Origin of the sequence: Devosia sp. CN2-171, from assembly GCF_049354815.1 — a bacterium.
In the GTDB taxonomy this organism is placed as follows: domain Bacteria; phylum Pseudomonadota; class Alphaproteobacteria; order Rhizobiales; family Devosiaceae; genus Devosia_A.
Window position 1 is genome coordinate 2,792,936 of record NZ_CP186479.1, and the last position, 17,321, is coordinate 2,810,256.

Annotated in this window: 16 protein-coding genes; 4 read left to right on the forward strand and 12 right to left on the reverse strand. The window is 64.9% G+C overall.

Annotation, left to right across the window (positions count from 1 at the left end; all coding sequences use genetic code 11):
• Window positions 1-17: 17 nt before the first annotated feature.
• The 12 genes from hpxZ to ACOYW5_RS13875 form a co-directional block, all read right to left on the reverse strand.
• On the reverse strand, window positions 18-404 hold the full coding sequence (gene hpxZ / locus ACOYW5_RS13820) for an oxalurate catabolism protein HpxZ (RefSeq protein WP_423065469.1): 387 nt from the start codon (window positions 402-404) through the stop codon (window positions 18-20).
• A complete protein-coding gene (locus tag ACOYW5_RS13825; protein WP_423065470.1) occupies window positions 404-1,174 on the reverse strand; it encodes a 5-formyltetrahydrofolate cyclo-ligase in 771 nt (256 codons plus the stop codon). Before ACOYW5_RS13825 ends, hpxZ begins: the two co-directional genes overlap by 1 nt.
• Window positions 1,167-2,564, reverse strand: a complete 1,398-nt coding sequence (locus ACOYW5_RS13830) for an AtzE family amidohydrolase (RefSeq protein WP_423065471.1) — start codon at window positions 2,562-2,564, stop codon at window positions 1,167-1,169. Before ACOYW5_RS13830 ends, ACOYW5_RS13825 begins: the two co-directional genes overlap by 8 nt.
• Window positions 2,561-2,749 (reverse strand): DUF4089 domain-containing protein, encoded by a 189-nt coding sequence (locus ACOYW5_RS13835; RefSeq protein WP_423065472.1) that lies wholly within the window; start codon window positions 2,747-2,749, stop codon window positions 2,561-2,563. The genes ACOYW5_RS13830 and ACOYW5_RS13835 overlap by 4 nt, the downstream gene beginning before the upstream one ends.
• Before the next feature lie 32 nt (window positions 2,750-2,781).
• The gene (locus ACOYW5_RS13840) at window positions 2,782-3,453 is read right to left on the reverse strand and encodes a cysteine hydrolase family protein (RefSeq protein ID WP_423065473.1); all 672 of its coding nucleotides are present in this window, start codon (window positions 3,451-3,453) and stop codon (window positions 2,782-2,784) included.
• Window positions 3,454-3,859: 406 nt separating this feature from the next.
• A complete protein-coding gene (locus ACOYW5_RS13845; protein WP_423065474.1) occupies window positions 3,860-5,395 on the reverse strand; it encodes an ABC transporter ATP-binding protein in 1,536 nt (511 codons plus the stop codon).
• Window positions 5,396-5,413: 18 nt separating this feature from the next.
• Entirely contained in the window at window positions 5,414-6,136 is a 723-nt protein-coding gene (locus ACOYW5_RS13850) for a cysteine hydrolase family protein (RefSeq protein WP_423065475.1), read from the reverse strand.
• A complete protein-coding gene (locus ACOYW5_RS13855; RefSeq protein ID WP_423065476.1) occupies window positions 6,133-7,149 on the reverse strand; it encodes a formamidase in 1,017 nt (338 codons plus the stop codon). Before ACOYW5_RS13855 ends, ACOYW5_RS13850 begins: the two co-directional genes overlap by 4 nt.
• Before the next feature lie 9 nt (window positions 7,150-7,158).
• Window positions 7,159-8,076 (reverse strand): ABC transporter permease, encoded by a 918-nt coding sequence (locus ACOYW5_RS13860; RefSeq protein WP_423065477.1) that lies wholly within the window; start codon window positions 8,074-8,076, stop codon window positions 7,159-7,161.
• A complete protein-coding gene (locus ACOYW5_RS13865; RefSeq protein WP_423065478.1) occupies window positions 8,077-9,189 on the reverse strand; it encodes an ABC transporter permease in 1,113 nt (370 codons plus the stop codon).
• Window positions 9,190-9,360: 171 nt separating this feature from the next.
• Window positions 9,361-10,464 (reverse strand): BMP family ABC transporter substrate-binding protein, encoded by a 1,104-nt coding sequence (locus ACOYW5_RS13870; RefSeq protein ID WP_423065479.1) that lies wholly within the window; start codon window positions 10,462-10,464, stop codon window positions 9,361-9,363.
• Between the two features lie 287 nt (window positions 10,465-10,751).
• A complete protein-coding gene (locus tag ACOYW5_RS13875; RefSeq protein WP_423065480.1) occupies window positions 10,752-11,786 on the reverse strand; it encodes a proline racemase family protein in 1,035 nt (344 codons plus the stop codon).
• A gap of 190 nt (window positions 11,787-11,976) precedes the next feature.
• Between ACOYW5_RS13875 and ACOYW5_RS13880 the strand changes: the two genes are divergently transcribed.
• The 4 genes from ACOYW5_RS13880 (at window position 11,977) to ACOYW5_RS13895 (ending at window position 17,203) form a co-directional block, all read left to right on the forward strand.
• Window positions 11,977-12,663, forward strand: a complete 687-nt coding sequence (locus ACOYW5_RS13880; RefSeq protein WP_423065481.1) for a fumarylacetoacetate hydrolase family protein — start codon at window positions 11,977-11,979, stop codon at window positions 12,661-12,663.
• A complete protein-coding gene (locus ACOYW5_RS13885; protein ID WP_423069468.1) occupies window positions 12,660-13,760 on the forward strand; it encodes an ATP-dependent DNA helicase in 1,101 nt (366 codons plus the stop codon). Before ACOYW5_RS13880 ends, ACOYW5_RS13885 begins: the two co-directional genes overlap by 4 nt.
• An 83-nt stretch (window positions 13,761-13,843) precedes the next feature.
• The gene (locus ACOYW5_RS13890; protein ID WP_423065482.1) at window positions 13,844-16,099 is read left to right on the forward strand and encodes an ATP-binding cassette domain-containing protein; all 2,256 of its coding nucleotides are present in this window, start codon (window positions 13,844-13,846) and stop codon (window positions 16,097-16,099) included.
• 60 nt (window positions 16,100-16,159) lie between these two features.
• On the forward strand, window positions 16,160-17,203 hold the full coding sequence (locus ACOYW5_RS13895) for an aldo/keto reductase (RefSeq protein ID WP_423065483.1): 1,044 nt from the start codon (window positions 16,160-16,162) through the stop codon (window positions 17,201-17,203).
• The last annotated feature ends 118 nt before the right edge of the window (window positions 17,204-17,321 follow it).

The window sequence follows — 17,321 nt, forward strand, 5'->3', positions numbered from 1 at the left end:
ACTTCCTCCGCCGGTCTTTACGCCGGGTCGTCGATGACGCTGACATGGGCGGCCACCACGCGCCAGCCTGCTGGCATCCGCATCCACGTCTGCATTTGCCGCCCGATCTTGCCCGGCGCGGCCTCGCGTCGGAACAGGGTCGAGGCAACGGCCATGTCGCGGCCATAAGTGGTTATGACGGTACGCTCGAGCTTGCGTTGCAGCCCGCCGCCGGGCCGCGCCAGGCGGAAGGCGCGGATCTCGTCGATGCCGTAGAGATTCTCGGCGCCGCCATAGCGGATGGTGGTGGGCGCCGCAAAGAACAGCTCGTCCAGCACGGCGACGTCGTTGCCAATCAGCGCCGCTTCGTAGCGGGCGAACACGGCTTCGACCTCGGTCAGGGTTTCGGGATGGTTGATCTCCATCAGCCGGCCCGGCGCTTCAGCATGCGATCGCGCAGTTCGGCGAGGAACGGGATGTTCTCGAACTGGTCGGGACGGACGCGATCCCACTCGACGCCGCCGGGGCGGCGGTCACGGTTGTTGGTCGAGATCAGTTCGAGCTCGGTCGCCACATAGTCGAGCGGCGAGTCGTGGCTTTCGAGCACGACGCGGGTGGCGTCGACGAGCTGGCTCGAGTGGACGGTGGTGGCAATCGGCGTTCTATCCGAGATGATGCCGAGCTCTCGGAAGATCGCGGTTTCGAGGTCGGCGAAACCGGCGCCCTTGCCGGTGCGTCCGCCGATACGCGTCACCGCGACCGAGCCGACAACGGCGAAATCGAGCGGCGCCACATCCTCGAAACCAATGCGCTCACCGTGCTCCATGAACCCCTGCGCCGTGGCCGCGAGTTCGAACGACACGCCCCTGGCTTGCAGCTTTTCCGGATCGAGCCGGAGATAGGGGAAGTCGTGGGTCAGGTAGGGTACCGGGGCAAAGACGACCTTGCCCTCGTAGAGGGCGCGGATGCGGATCGGGATCTGTGGGGCGTCGGGATTGGTCTTGACTGTCTTGGCCGCCTTCCATGCCGGCGTCTGCGCCAGGTGCCAAGCGGCGACGTCGGCGCCGACGAAATTCGGGATCCTGCTCCAGGCCGGCCCGACCGCAACGCCGTCGCGCTCGAGGCCGGACCAGACCTCGTTGCGGATCACGTCCTTGTCCGGATTGCGCCCGGCCCAGCGCCCCTCTTCAGTCATCGGCAAATCCCTTGGCGACGGGTGCGACGGAGGCCCCTGCTGCCTCGAGCTGGTGGGCGACGCGGAGGCAGATGTCTTCGCGCCAGGGTGCGGCGATTACCTGCACGCCGAGCGGCAGGGCTTCGCCCTCGAGCCACACGGGCACCGCTGCGACCGGCAAGCCGATGAAGGAGATCGGCTGGGTGAAGATGCCCATGTTGGGTCTGACAGGCATCTCGATGCCGCCGAACAAAGCCGTCTTCTGGCCGATCAGCGGCGCCTTCATCGGCGTTGACGGGGCGAGGATGGCGTCGACGCTGTCGAACAGTTTCAGCACGCTTTCGCGGAAGGCACGGCGCACCTTCTGGGCACGTTCCACCCAGACCGCCGGCAGCATGGCGCCGGCGAGCAGGCGGTCGCGGGTATCGGGGTCGAAATCGTCGGGGCGGGTGCGGAGGCGGTCGAGATGCAGCGCCGCGCCTTCGGCCATGGTGATGAGGAAGGCGGCGGCGCGGGCGGCCTGGGCGTCGGGGATAGTCACCACCTTGGTGGCGTCGAGCGCCCTGGCCACTTTCTGCACATGGGCCTGGGCTTCGGCCGAGCCGAGGAAGTAGTCGCCGGCCACGGCAATACGGAGGCCCGGAACCGGATGCTTGATGCGTGCGACGGTCGGCTCGTTGGCGCGCTTGGCCTGGGCCGGATCGGCCTCGTCAAAACCCTGCATGGCGTCGTAGGCGAGCGCCAGGTCTTTCACCGAGCGGGCAAAAGGGCCGAGGTGATCGAGGCTCGTGACGAACGGGAAGCTGTGGGCCCGGCTCAAGCGGCCATAAGTCGGCTTCAGGCCGAACAGGCCGCAGAGCGAGGACGGCACACGGATCGAGCCATTGGTGTCGGAGCCGAGGCTCAGCGGCACGAGGCCACCGGCGACGGCGCTGGCCGAACCTCCCGACGAGCCGCCCGACATGCGGTCGAGCGCATGCGGATTGCGCGAGGCGCCATCATGGGCATTCTCGCCGGTGAAGTCATAGGCGTATTCGCCCATGTTGAGCCCGCCGACAAGGATGCCGCCCGCTGCTTCGAGCCGGGTGATCAGGGTCGCGTCGTGCTCGGCCGGCGGGTTGTCACGGTTGATCTTCGAGCCGGCGCGGGTGACGACGCCCTTGATGTCGAAGAGGTTCTTGGCGGCAAATGGCACGCCGGCGAGCGGGCCGGGATCCTTGCCCTCGGCGACTTTCGCATCGACCGCATCGGCAGCGGTCAGCGCACGCTCGGCGGTGACATCGGTGAAGGCGCCGAGCATCGGATTGTGCTTGTCGATGCGGGCAAGCGCGGCTTCCAACACGGCGCGGGCCTTCACCTCACCGGACTTCACGCTCTCGGCGATTTCGGCAGCGGTCGACGTCGCCTTCATGGGCGATAGACCGGGGCGGGTTCGGCGTCGTCGTCGAGTTTGATCTGCTCGACGAGAGCGGCCATCTTGCTGGCGGTCTTCAAGTTCAGCTTGATGCCAGCGCGATGCTCGGGGGTAATCCGCAGCTGCAACAGGGGTGCCGTGGCGTCGATCAGCGCATCGGCATCGAAAGGTTTGTAGGCCATAACGGGTGACGCTCCGCTGTTGTCCTCCCCCGTCATGCAGCCGCTCCCACGGCCTTTTCGAGCTCGGATAGCGACGTAACCCATCCCACGATACCGCCCTGCGCGGCAATCATCTTGATCGTCATGGTCTTGAATTCCGGGAAGTAACTTTCCGTCGCGTCCTCGATCAACAGGCTCTCGTAGCCGCGATCGTTCGCCTCGCGCATCGAGGTCTGGACGCAGACTTCGGTGGTGACACCGGCAAACACCAGATGGGTGATGCCGAGGCCTTGCAGGCGCTCGTGGATGCCGGTGGCCCAGAACATGCCTTTGCCGGGCTTGTCGATGACAATCTCGCCTTCGATCGGAGCCAGTGCATCGACGATCTGGTTACCCGGTTCGCCGGCGACTAGCAGGCGCCCCATGGCGCCGACTTCGCCGATGTGAAGCGTCGGGTTGCCGCGGCGGATTTTCGATGGCGGGCAATCGCTGAGGTCGGGCTTGTGGGCCTCACGGGTGTGGATCACCAGCCAGCCCTTGTCGCGGAAGAGCTGGATCAAGGCGGCGGTGGCGGGAATGATGGCCTCGAGCCGCGCCACATCATTGCCGAGGCTGTCGCCGAAGCCACCTGCCTCGATGAAGTCGCGCTGCATGTCGATGACGACGAGCGCGGTGCGGATCGGATCGAGCGGATAGGGGTAGGGCTGGGCTGCGACGGAGATCATCGGGGCGCTACCTGGATGAAGGAGCCGCGGACTGGGATGTGGATGGCGACGAAGTCGAGCTGGTCCATGCGCGCTGTGCGAGTCGCCTCGCCGGGGGGCGAAAGGGTTAGGGTGAGGGGACCCTGATGCGCGCTGCGACCAACGCGCGCGCTCCCCTCACCCCGGGCTGCGCGCGGGTCGAGCCCCCAAGCCGACGCTCGCGCAGCAACTGATGTGATCAATGTGAACCACCGGACGATTTGTGATCCTCCCCCGTTTACGGGGGAGGGGGACCGCCGAAGGCGGGGGAGGGGGCGACGGGAAGCGCTGGTGTGTGTGGCCGCCCCCTCCACCAGCTCCGCTGGTCCCCCTCCCCCGCTGCGCAGGGGAGGATAGCCGCCGACATCGAGCGTCATCGTCGTCATGCTCAATGCCCCGCCATATGCTGGCCGATCGTGTTCCGATCCGTGTCCTCGATGCGGGAGATGTAGTTGATCGTGCCGCCGCTCATCACCGCGACCCGGTCCGCGAGTTCGAGGATTTCGTCGAGGTCTTCGCTCACCAGCAGCACGGCGGCGCCCTTGTTGCGCTGTTCCATGATCTGGCTGCGGATTTCGGAGACCGAGGCGAAGTCGAGGCCGAAGCAGGGGTTGGCGACGATCAGCACGTCGACGTCCCCCGAGAGCTCGCGGGCGAGCACGGCACGCTGGACGTTGCCTCCGCTGAGCGTCTCGATCGGGGCGTCCGGCCCCTGCGTCTTGACGCGATACTTGGCGATCAGCTCCCGTGCCTTGGCCTTCATCGGGCCGGGCGACATCCACCAGCCGAGTTTTGCCACCGGCGGCTTGTCGAAGCTGCGGAAGGCGATGTTTTCCGCGACGCTCATCTTGGGAACGGTGGCGTTCTTGAGTGGCTCCTCAGGCAGGCCGAAGACCTTGTACTTGTCGAACGAACCGCGCTTGGGCTCGAACTGCTCGCCATTGATGAAGATGGCGCCGTCTGAGAGCGGGCGCTGGCCGGAGAGGACTTCGACCAGCTGCGACTGTCCATTGCCGGAGACGCCGGCAATGCCGACGATCTCGCCGGCCTTGACCTTCAGGTTCACCGACTTGACGACATCCGCACCCTCGCTGTCCTCGGCGAAGACGGCGGCGAGTTCGAGCCGGTCGGCGCCCTCATTGTGCTTCTTGCGGCTGGCGCGTTCGCGGATAGTGGTGTCGCCGATCATCATGGCGCTCATGTCGGGCACGCTCACCGCCTGGGCATCGCCCGAGCCGGTGTAGCGGCCGCGGCGCAGCACGGTGAAGTGGTCGCAGAAAGCTTTCACCTCGCGGAACTTGTGCGAGATCATCAGGACGGTGATCTCCTTTCGGTCGGCCATGCCGCCGAGGAGACCGAGCATCTCGTCGGCCTCGCCCGGCGTCAGCACCGAGGTCGGTTCGTCGAGGATCATGAAGCGCTGGTCGAGATAGAGGAGCTTGAGGATTTCGAGCTTCTGCTTTTCGCCGGCCGAGAGCTGGCTCACCTGAGTGTCGAGGGGCACACGGAAAGGCATCTCGTCCATGAAGGTGGCCAGCGCCTTGCGCTCGCGGCCCCAGTCGATAACAGACGGCGCGTCGGCGCGGGAAATGACGAGGTTCTCGGCGGCGGTGAGGCTCGGGACCAGGGTGAAGTGCTGATAGACCATGCCGATGCCGTTGGCGCGGGCATCGCGCGGGGTCTTGATCGACACTTCCTGCCCATCGAGCAGCACGGTGCCCTTATCCGCGCTGTAGAACCCCATGATACACTTGACCAGCGTCGACTTGCCGGCGCCGTTCTCGCCGAGCAGCGCGTGGAACGAACCGGCCTCCACCTTGATCGAGACATCGTCGAGCGCCCGCAGCGCGCCGAAAATCTTCGTCATGCCAATGGCTTCGAGGGATGGCGCGCGGCCTTTGTTGGGTGTTGGGATGTCGTTCATCTTGCGTTAATCACCCGTTCATTTCAGCACGGCCAATAGGTCAGCACTGCTGGCCACTGCTCCGAACACGCCGCCCTGCATCTTCACCATGTCGAGCGCGGCGAGGTGGTTCTCGACTTTCGTCGCCGCGGTGCAATCGCTCAGCACGAGGCACTCGTAACCGCGGTCGTTGGCGTCGCGCATCGTGGTGTGGACGCAGACATCGGTCGTCACGCCGGTGAGGACGATGTTGCGGATGCCGCGGGTGCGGAGGACCAACTCGAAATCGGTGGCGAGAAAGCTGCCCTTGCCGGGCTTGTCGATTATCGCCTCACCGGCGATCGGCTGCAGTTCGGGGATGATTTCCCAGCCCGGCTCGCCGCGGACGAGGATGCGGCCCTGCGGGCCCTGGTCGCCGATGCCGGCGCCGATGCGCTGCGAACGCCAGCGCTTGTTGGCCGGGAGATCGGAGAGGTCGGGCTTGTGGCCCTCGCGCGTGTGGATGACCGGAAAACCCTTGTCGCGAAAGGCCTTGAGCACTTTCTGGATCGGCCCGATCGGCGCCCGAGTCAGCGAAATGTCGTAGCCCATCGAGTCGACATAGCCACCGGGCGCGCAGAAATCGATCTGCATGTCGATGATGACCAGCACGGTGTTGTGCGGGCCGAAATTGCCGTCGAACGGCCAGGGATAGGGCTCGGAAGCCAGGGTTATCCCCCCGGGTACCATGGCCTCCATAATGCGCTCGTCGCCAAGGCTCATTCGGCGGCCTCCGCGAACTTCTCGCCATAGCGGCGGGCGGGCCTCGCGAATCCGGAGGGGGTGCCGTCCTTGACCTTGACGCTGTCTTCCCAGGGGAGCCTGTACCTTCCGGCCACGAGGTCCTGCATGAATGTGTAGGGGCAATCCTGCGCGCCGCCGTCGACGGCGGTGAAGCCACGATGACCGAGTTGGTAGATATTGTTCTCAACGCCCCAGTTTGCGCGCGCCTCGCGCACCAGGTCCGGCCGCACCTCGGCTGTGATGATCTCGTCCGCGCGGCCAGTTGTGCCTTCGGCAAGGATCGTGCCGTCGAAGTTGACGATCATGCCTTCGCCCATCGAGTCGAACGTGCCGTCCGACCCGCACATGCAGACATTGGCGGTGACCATCAGGTTGTGGAAGCTGTTTGCCTGGTTGGTGAAACGCCAGGCCTGCCGAATCGGCGCCGTGTAGCCGGCGGTCCGCAGCATGATCTCCGCACCCTTGTAGGCGGCCTCCCGCGCCATCTCGGGGAACATGCCGTCATGACAGATGATGAGGCCCAGCTTGCAGCCCTTTGGCCCCTCGATCACCGGAATGCCCAGATCGCCGGGCTCCCACGGTTCCACCGGCACCCAGGGATGGAGCTTGCGGTAGTAGAGCTTCAGCTCGCCCGTATCGTCGATGATGATACCGGAATTGTAGGGGTTGCCGCCCGGGTTGCGCTCCATGATCGAGAAGCAGCCCCAGATTGCGTTCGCCTTGCAGGCCGCCTTGAATGCACTGACTTCCGGCCCGTCGAGATCGCACATGATGGCCGGGTTGGTGTCCATGGACAGGCCGTGCAGCGAGTATTCGGGGAAGACGACGAGGTCCATCGTGCCGAGGTTGCGGCGGGCCTTGCCGACCATCTCGACGATGCGGGCGGTCTGCGCCGCGAGATCGGCCGGGGTCGCGACGACCGGCAGTTGCAGCTGCACCAGCCCGATGACCACGCCGTTGTTGGATTTGTTGAGGCCGCCCAGACCGTTCATGCGCAACTCCTACTTGGTGATCGAGAGTTCGCCCGGCACATCGCGCGCCGACGATTTGGAGCCGGCGGAGATGATCATAATGATCAGCGTCAGGATGTAGGGGGCGGCGTTGAAGAAGTAGTAGCCCTGGGTGATGCCGACGGCCTGGAGCGAGGGGCCGATGGCGCCGGCGGCGCCGAAGAACAGGGCGGCGAAGATGGCGCGGATCGGGTCCCAGCGGGCAAAGATCACCAGCGCCACGGCCATCAGGCCCTGCCCGGACGAGAGGCCCTGGTTCCAGATGCCGGGATAGTAGAGCGAGAGGAAGGCGCCACCGATGCCGGCAAGGAAACCGCCCGCCGCGGTGGCGAGGAAGCGGACGAGATCGACCGAGACGCCCATGGCCTTGGCCGAGGCGGCACTGTCGCCGGTCATACGGACGATGAGGCCCCACTTGGTGTTCTTGAAGGCCCAGGCCATGGCGATGGCGAGGATGATGCCGACAAAGAACAGCGGGTTGACCTGCAGCGCCTGCGCCAGCGCCGGATTGCCGGTCCAGTCACCGAGCGGAATGGAATCGAGCTTGGGCGCCTGCGGCTGGATGAAGGGCTTGCCGAAGAAGAAGGCGAGGCCGGTGCCAAAACTCATCATGGCGATGCCGACGGCGATGTCGTTCACCTTGGGCAGCTTGCAGATATAGCCATGCAGCGCCCCGAGGAAGAGGCCGGAAGTACCGGCTGCGAGGACGCCGAGCCAGGGGCTGCCGGTGAGGTAGGAGGTGGCATAGGCGACCATGGCGCCGAGGACCAGGTTGCCCTCGAGCCCGAGGTTGATGCGGCCCGATTTCTCGGTGAGCGTTTCGCCCAAGGCGACGAACATGAACGGGGTCGAGACGCGGATGGCGCCGCCCAGCATGGCGATCAGTACGGTGGCGACGGCGTTGTCCATTTAGGTGCGGTCCCCCGTCGACTTGACCTGGAAGAGCTTGAAGCGGCCGTAGAAGGTCTCGCTGACCAAGAGCACCACGAAGAGGATGCCTTGCAGCACGAGGATGGTGGCATCCGGCATGTCCATGCGGCGTTGGATGACGCCGCCAGCAGCGGCGAGGGCGCCGAAGAGGATGGCGACGGGCACGATGGCAAGCGGGTTCTGCCGGGCGAGGAAGGCGACGAGGATTCCCGTGAAACCATAGCCGGCGACCAGCGAGGCGTTGGCCTGGCCGTGGATGGCGGCGACTTCGAAGAAGCCGGCAAAGCCGGCGCAGGCCCCGGCGATCACGCAGCAGATCACCATCAGCCAGCCGACCGGCAGGCCCTGGGCTCTCGCCGCGCGCAGGTTGCCGCCGGTCATGCGGGCGGCAAAGCCGAAAGTGGTGCGGCTCATCAGCACCCAGAGGACGATGGCGAGGATGATGCCCCAGGCGAGGCCCCAGTGGACGTCCATGCCGGGGATCGGGCCGACGCGGTAGGCATCGCCGATCGGCATGGTCGAAGGCTTGTTTGCCGAGGATGGATCGCGCAGCGCGCCTTCGACGAAGAAGTTCATGATGGCGATGGCAATGTAGCTCATCAGCAGCGAGGCGATGGTCTCGTTGACGCCGCGTGCGTATTTCAGCCAGCCGGTGAAGCCGACCCAGAGACCGCCGGTCAGCATGCCTGTGAGCGCCATGACCGGGAGGGTGACGATTGGCGGGACGCCGCCAGTGACCAGCGGAATGGCGATGGCGGCCGAGGCGAAGCCGCCGAGGACGAGCGCGCCCTCGCCCCCGATCATGGTGAGGCCGATGCGGGCCGGAATGGCAAAGGCGAGACCGGTGAGTATGAGCGGCGCAGCCCGTTGCAGCGAATTCTGGATGGAGAAGGACGAGCCGAAGCCGCCGGTCCAGACCAGCTGGTAGAACTGGATCGGATCCTTGCCGATGACGATCAGGAACAGTGCGAAGAGCAGGGCCGAAACGACGACGGCACCGGCAGGAATGGCGATCGACTCGGCAAAGCGCAGGAACTGCAGGTTCGATCCGGCTTTGGGGATCGCGGCGGTGTCGGCGGTTTGAACGGTCATTGCGCTACTGCTCCGTCTCTGCCCAATCCCCCCTCATCCGCCCTTCGGGCACCTTCTCCCGCGAGGGGAGAAGGCCCGACTGAGACGTTTCGGCTGCCGGCCTTCTCCCTTGATGGGAGAAGGTGGCGAAGCCAGATGAGGGTGGGGCTACACACTCGATGCAGGCGATTGTCAGGTGATCGAGCCCTGGACGCCTTCGAGCAGCCAGTTCATCCCGTCGAGGTAGGGGTCGTAGTTGTCGTAGTCCTTGTCGACGACGACGTTGCCCTGGTTGTCCTTGAGCGTACCCTTGTAGATTGGGGCGCCGGCCTTCAGCGCTTCGATCGCGGCATCGGCTGCCTTGATGGCCTCGGGCGTCGCGCCGGCGCCGTAGGGCGTGTTGCGCAGCATGTCGTTGTTGTAGCCGCCGACGAGGAAGTTCGGCGGGGTCTGGCCGGCGGCGATTGCGTCGGCATACTGCTTGTAGATCGTCTCCCACTTGTACTCGGCGCCGGTGATGAAGCCTTTGGGGGCCAGCGGGGCCTGGGAGGCGTTGTGGCCGGCGGTCTTGACGCCTCGGCCTTCGGCCGTCTCGATCACGACTTTCGGCGAATCCACGTGGCAGGTGATGACTTCGCAGCCAGCATCGACCAGCGCGTTGGTCGCCTCGGCTTCGCGGACCGGCAGGCTCCACTCACCGGTGAAGATCACCTGCACGGTGGCGCTGGGGTTCACCGAGCGGGCGCCGAGCAGCACCGAGTTGATGTTGGAGAGCACCGACGGGATTGGCTTTGCGGCAACGAAGCCGATCTTGCCGCCCGAGGAGAGGCCGGCGGCAACGCCGTCCACGTAGTGGGCCTGGTTGAGGTAAGGGAAGTAGGAGCCGGCGTTCGGCGGATCGGTATCCTTGTTCCACAGCGGCGCGGCGTGCCGGAAGGTGACGTCGGGGTATTTCTTCGCCAGTTCGACGACGAACGGGTTGTAGTAGCCGAACGAGGTGGCGAGGATCAGGTTGGCGCCGTCGATGTTGATCATCGACTCCATCGACTTCGAGACCGCATCGGTCTCGGGCACGTTCTCTTCTTCGACCACGGTGATGCCGGATACTTCCTTCAGTGCGGCGACCGAGACGGCGTGCGCCTGGTTCCAGCCGAAATCGTCCTTGGGCCCGACATAGACGATGCCGAGGATCACATTGGTCTGCGCCTTGGCCATGCCGAAGGGCAGTGCCGTTGCGGCAAGCCCGGCGGCGCCGACCTTGAGCAGCGAGCGCCGCGAAAGAGTGTGGAGTGTCATGACGTGGTTTCCCTGTTTTCACGTGCCGGGCGCGTTCCCGTCCGCAACCCCGGACGCGCCACTCGCAATGAGTCAGTGCAAACCATGTGCCAATCGCCGCGACGACGATTGTCGTTGCGTAAGTTGTTGATTCAAAACGACTGTCGATAACGAATGCGGGCCGGATCGAATTCAGTCACGCCGGCGACTCTGCACACGCCGCAGCCATAGATTGGCAGATTGCCTAACAAATAGGCTGCAATTGGTTCGTTGTATACAATGGGTTTCCGGACGTTAAGGCTTCGCCCTTAGTTGAGCAAATCGAACGCATCGCCCCAAGTGTCGGCGACCGAATATCCGTGCGGATAGGGGTCGCTGGGGTCCCAGCCGACCTGGTGGATGCCGTGAATCCAGCCGCGACCGGCAATGGTGGGGACAATGGCGGGGCGGCCGGCCACGGTGGTGTCGGCAGCATAGGTGACCTCGAAGGTGGAATCGATGATCGAGCGGGCCGTGAAGCTTTCGCCGAGCCTGGCTTCGCCGCGCGCTGCGGCAACTGCGAGCCGGGCGGAATTGCCGGTGCCGCAGGGCGAGCGATCGATGCGGCCGGGCGGCAGGATGGTGGCGCCCTTCAGCTCGCCGGCGGCGTTGCGGCCGGTGAACATGGTGTAGGAAATGCCACGGATCGCCTCGAGCTCAGGATGGCGGATATCGAGTTTGGCATTGATGGCGCGATGCACAGCCGTGCCGGCCTCAACGAGGCGCTTGGCCATATCGGGCCGGATCTCGAGCCCGAGCTGGGTCGCATCGATCAGCGCATAGAAGATGCCGCCATAGGCGATGTCGACCTTCACCTTGCCCAGCCCCTCGACGTCGACGACGACATCCAGCTCATGGGCGAAGGACGGGTTCATGGTGAGCGTGACGCGCTCGCATTTGCCGTCGCGGCATTTTGCGCGGGCGGTGACGAGGCCGGAGGCGGTGTCGATGCGGACGATGGTTTCGGGCTCGGTCATCGGCAGCATGCCGGTTTCAAGCAGGACCGTCGTCAGGCAGATCGAGTTCGACCCGCTCATCGCGTGCGCCTTATCGCCTTGCAGGATCAGGAAGCCGATATCGGCGTCCGGACGCGTGGGCGGGAAGACGAGCAGCGTGCTCATCGCCGCGGCGCCACGCGGCTCGAAGACGAGGAAGCGGCGGAGGCTGTCGTCGACCTCGTTGATGTGGCGCAGCTTGTCGGCGATGGTCTTGCCTGGAACGTCGATAACGCCGCCGGTCACCACCCGGCCAACCTCGCCCTCGGCATGGGCCTCGACCATGGTCACAGTTCGTTGCCAGCGCATATCTCGTCACCTCTCGCGCCAGGGTTAGCCCACGATTGGGTGCGAGGAAACAGAGATTCCCGCTTTCGCGGGAATGACATCGTGGCATAACGGCCCGCGTGAGTTCATGTAGCGACGGGACACCGAAGTTCCTGTTTTGTACTTATACGATTTCGCGTAAGCTCCGCGGCATTCTAGCTTGGATTTCATCATGGCCGATTATGTCATTGCCCCGCCGCTGCAGGCTGCCATTCCCGTCGCTGGAGGCGGGCTGTTCCCGGTGCGCCGCATCTATTGCGTCGGCCGCAACTATGCCGAGCATGCGCGCGAGATGGGGCATGACCCCGATGCCGAGCCGCCGTTCTTCTTCGGCAAGCCGGCCGATGCGGTCGTAGTCGACGGGGCCGATGTGCCCTATCCGACCAAAACCGAGAACTTCCATCACGAGATCGAGCTGGTGGCGGCGATCGGCATCGGCGGCAAGGACATTGCCGTGGCCGATGCTTTCAACCACGTCTGGGGCTACGCGGTCGGCATCGACCTGACGCGCCGCGACCTGCAGGCCTGGGCCAAGAAGGCGGCCAAGCCGTGGGAAGTGGCGAAGGGTTTTGACCACTCCGCCCCGATCGGGACGATGGTTAGGGCCGAAACGGTTGCGACCCCGCTTAGCGGCGCGATCGAACTGCGGGTCAACGGCGAGACGCGGCAATCGGCCGATATCTCCGATATGATCTGGGACCTGCCGCATGTGATTGCCGAACTCAGCAAGTACTTCGAGCTCTACCCCGGCGACCTGATCATGACCGGCACACCTGCGGGCGTCGGCGCAGTGGTCAAGGGCGACAGGCTCGAGGGCGCGATTGCCGGCATCGGCACGGTGGAAGCCCGCATCGCCTGATGGAGTGGTCGCCGCAACAGGATGAAGCGCTGCAAGCGGTCTCGGCCTGGCTCAAGGACAAGTCGGGCAAGCAGGTGTTCCGGCTGTTCGGCTGGGCCGGCACCGGCAAATCGACGCTCGCCCGGCACCTCGCGCAAGGCGTGAAGTCGGTGAAATACGCCGCCTTTACCGGCAAGGCGGCGATGGTGATGCGCAAATACGGCGCACGCGGCGCCTCGACCATCCACAGCCTCATCTACACGCTGGTCAGCGACAAGGAGGGCGAGCCGCGCTTTGCGCTCGATCCTGAGAGCGAGGCGATCACGGCGGACCTGATCGTCATCGACGAAGTGTCGATGGTCGACGAGGCGCTCGGCCGTGACCTCCTCAGCTTCGGCACCAAGGTGCTGGTGCTGGGCGATCCGTTCCAGCTGCCGCCGGTGCAGGGCACGGGCTTTTTCACCGCCGACGAACCCGACTACATGCTGACCGAAATCCACCGGCAGGCCTCGGACAACCCGATCATCCGCATGTCGATGGATATCCGCGAGGGCGGCTATCTCGAGCATGGGCGCTATGGCGAAAGCCTCGTGATCCCCCGCTCCGACGTGAACCGGGACGAGGTAATGCTGGCCGACCAGGTGCTGGCCGGTCGCAACAAGACGCGCGTCGCCTACAATGACCGCATCCGCGAATTGAAGAACCTGCCGAGCCACGAACCGGTAGCGGGCGACCGGCTGGTGTGTCTCAGGAACAATCCGATCAAGAAGCTGCTCAACGGGCAGATCTGGACGGCGGCCGAGGTGAAGAAGCGCTCCAATGCGCGTTACTCGATGACGCTGGACCCGGACGAGGTGACGGGGGCCAAGGCGACACAGGCCAAGGTCGTGACCCATGCCGCGTTCTTCTCCGGCGAGGAAGACTCGCTGAGCTGGCCCGAGCGCCGCCAGTACGACGAGTTCACCTTCGGCTACTGCCTGACGGTCCACAAGGCGCAGGGCAGCCAGTGGGACAATGTCTACCTGTTCGACGAGAGCTTTGTGTTTCGCGAGGACCGGGCGCGGTGGCTTTATACCGCCGTCACGCGCGCATCCGAACGCATCACGGTGGTCAGCTGAGGCGTCGAAATCCACGTTGCTGACACGACATGTCAGTGGGGCAGGTTAGGTCTCCCGCATCGGGAAGAAGAGAGGACGCATCGATGAGCTTGTATGGTTCGATCCAGATCCGCGGCGCGCGGGAGAACAACCTCAAGAACGTCTCGCTCGATATTCCGAAGCGCAAGATCACGGTGTTCACGGGCGTTTCCGGGTCGGGCAAGTCATCGCTGGTGTTCGGCACCATCGCGGCGGAGAGCCAGCGGCTGATCAACGAGACCTACCCGGCGTTCGTCCAGCAGTTCATGCCGCATTACGGCCAGCCCGACGCGGACCTGCTCGAGAATATCTCGGCCGCCATCATCGTCGACCAGCAGCGGCTGGGTGGCAATTCGCGCTCGACGGTCGCAACCGTCACCGATGCGGCGCAGATGCTGCGGGTGATCTTTTCGCGGGTCGCCGAACCAAAACTCGGCTCGCCGGGGCTCTATTCCTATAACGATCCGCGCGGCATGTGCCCGGAGTGCGAGGGCATCGGGCAGGTCGCGGCGATGGACATGAGCGCGGTGATCGATGAGTCGAAGTCGCTGAAGGGGGGCGCGCTGCTGCCCAAGGACTTTGCCGTCGACAGCTGGTGGTGGGAAATCTACGCCAATTCCGGGCTGTTCGATCTCGACAAACCGATCGCCAAGTACTCGGCGGAGGAGCGGGAAAACCTCCTGCACCTCGACGACGGGCGGAAGATCAAGGTCGGCAAGATCGGGCTGACCTATGAGGGCGTGGTTGCGAAGCTGAAGAAGGGGCTGGGCTCGAAGGATCCCGAGACGCTGCAGCCGCACGTCCGGCTTGAATACGAGAAGATCTTCACCCGCAAGCAGTGCCCGGCCTGCCACGGCGCACGGCTCAATGCGGCCGCGCTGGCGAGCAAGGTGCAGGGACACAACATCGCCGAGCTTTCGGCCATGCAGGTGTCCGACCTCGTGCCGGTGATCCGGGCGATCGATGCGCACGAGATCAGGCCGATGCTCGAAGCGCTGGCGGCCCGGCTCGAAAACCTCGTGACCATCGGGCTCGGCTATCTCAGCCTCGACCGCGAGAGCTCGACCCTTTCGGGTGGTGAGAGCCAGCGGGTGAAGATGGTGCGGCACCTCGGCTCGTCTTTGACCGACATCACCTATGTGTTCGACGAGCCGAGCGTCGGGCTCCACCCGCACGATGTCGGGCGGCTCGCCGGGCTGATGACGCAGCTGCGCGACAAGGGCAACACGGTGCTGATCGTCGAGCACAAGCCGGACATGATCGCCATCGGCGACCACATCGTCGACATGGGGCCGTTCGCCGGATCGAAGGGCGGCGAGGTGGTGTACGAGGGCGACTATCCGGGGTTGCTCAATTCGAAGACGCTGACCGGCGAACACATCACCCGCCACCAGGCGATCAAGACCACGCCGCGCAAGGCGAATGGCAAGCTCGAGATCAAGGGCGCCAAGCTCAACAACCTCAAGAACGTGTCGGTCTCGATCCCGCGCGGCGTGTTGACGGCGGTGAGCGGCGTCGCCGGCTCGGGCAAGAGCTCACTGATCCAGGGCAGCCTGCCGGAGCTCTACCCGGACACGGTCATCATCGACCAGAATCTTGCGCGCGGCTCGCGCCGGTCGAACACGGCGACCTATACCGGCATCCTCGATGCGGTGCGCAAGGCTTTTGCCAAGGCGACGGGCGAGGAAGCCGCGCTGTTCTCGGCTAACTCCAAGGGCGCCTGTCCCGACTGCAACGGGCTGGGAGTGATTTATACCGACCTCGCCCATCTCGATCCGATGGTGACGGTGTGCGAGACCTGCAACGGCAAGCGGTTCACCGACGAGGTGCTGCAGCACAAGCTGCGCGGGCGCTCGATCTCGGACGTCTACGAGATGCCGGTCGATGACGCAGCGGCGTTCTTCACTGAACCGGCGATCGCCAAGATTCTTCGCGGGCTGGTCGATGTCGGGTTGGGTTACCTGACGCTCGGGCAGCCGCTGTCGACGCTCTCAGGCGGCGAGCGGCAGCGGCTGAAGCTCGCGGCGGAACTGGGCAAATCCGGCAATATCTATGTGCTCGACGAGCCGACCACCGGCCTTCATATGAACGACGTCGATACGCTGATCGGGCTGTTCGACCGGCTGGTCGATGCGGGTTCGACCGTCATTGTCATCGAGCACAATCTCGATGTGATCTCGCGCGCCGACTGGGTAATCGATCTCGGCCCGGGAGCCGGGCACGACGGCGGGACGGTGGTGTTCGAGGGAACGCCAGCGGTGCTGGCGAAGGCCGGGGACTCGCTGACCGGCAAATTCCTTGCGGCGCGCAACGGCGGCTGACTTTCGCGAGACATCCTGAGGGTCTAGGGTCCGCGCCGAAAAACCATGCGGAGGGAAATCATGGATTATCGTTTGCTCGGCCGTTCGGGTCTGAAAGTGTCGTCGCTGTCGATCGGCACCGTCACCTTTGGCAATGACGGGTTGTGGGGCGCAACGGAACTAAGGGACGCCCAGCGCCAGATCGACCTCTGTCTCGACCACGGCGTGAACCTGATCGACACCGCCAACGTCTACAACGCCGGCAAGTCCGAGGAAATTCTCGGAGCCGCACTGGTCGATGGCCGCCGCGATCGGCTGCTTGTCTCCTCCAAGGTGCGCTTCTCCACGGGCGATGGCCCGAACGACCGCGGCCTCAGCCGCTGGCACATCATTCGCCAGTGCGAGGCCTCGCTCAGGCGCATGAAGACCGATGTCATCGACATCTACCATGTGCACGAGTGGGATGGGCTGACGCCGCTCGAGGAGACAATGGAGGCGCTGGACACGCTGATCAAACAGGGCAAGGTGCGTTACGCCGCCTGCTCTAACTACTCCGCCTGGCACCTGATGAAGGCGCTCGCCATTGCCGATGCGGCGCACCAGCAGCGCTTCGTCGCCCAGCAGATCCATTACACCCTGCAGGCCCGCGAGGCCGAATACGAACTGATCCCGCTCGCCATCGACCAGGGCGTATCGCTGCTCATCTGGTCGCCGCTCGGCGGCGGCTGGCTGTCGGGCAAGTACACGCGCAACAGCAAGCCCGACAGCGGCCGGCAGGTCACCGGCTTCCGCGAGCCGCCGATCTACGACTGGGAGAAGCTCTGGGACATCGTCGATGTCATCAACGAGGTGGCCGCCGAACACGGCGTGTCTGGAGCCCAGGTGTCGCTCGCCTGGCTGCTACAGCGGCCGGCCGTGGCCTCGGTGATCATCGGTGGCCGCACCACAGAGCAGTTCGAGGACAACCTCAAGGCGGCCAATTTGAAGCTCAGTGCCGACCAGGTGGCACGGCTCGACAAGGTGAGCCAGCCGAACCTGATCTACCCCTACTGGCACCAGAGCTTTACCGCCCAGGACCGCCTCGGTGCCGCCGACCTGGTGTTGCACAAGCCGTACATGGACTAACGCGCAGGAGGCGCGGTCGCCCCGACCGCGCCTTGTCTGTCTCTGGCCCGCAACACTCCGTCGCTACCCCGCTTAAGGCCACATAAACCGGCCACATTTACCCTCGATAGCCGATGGG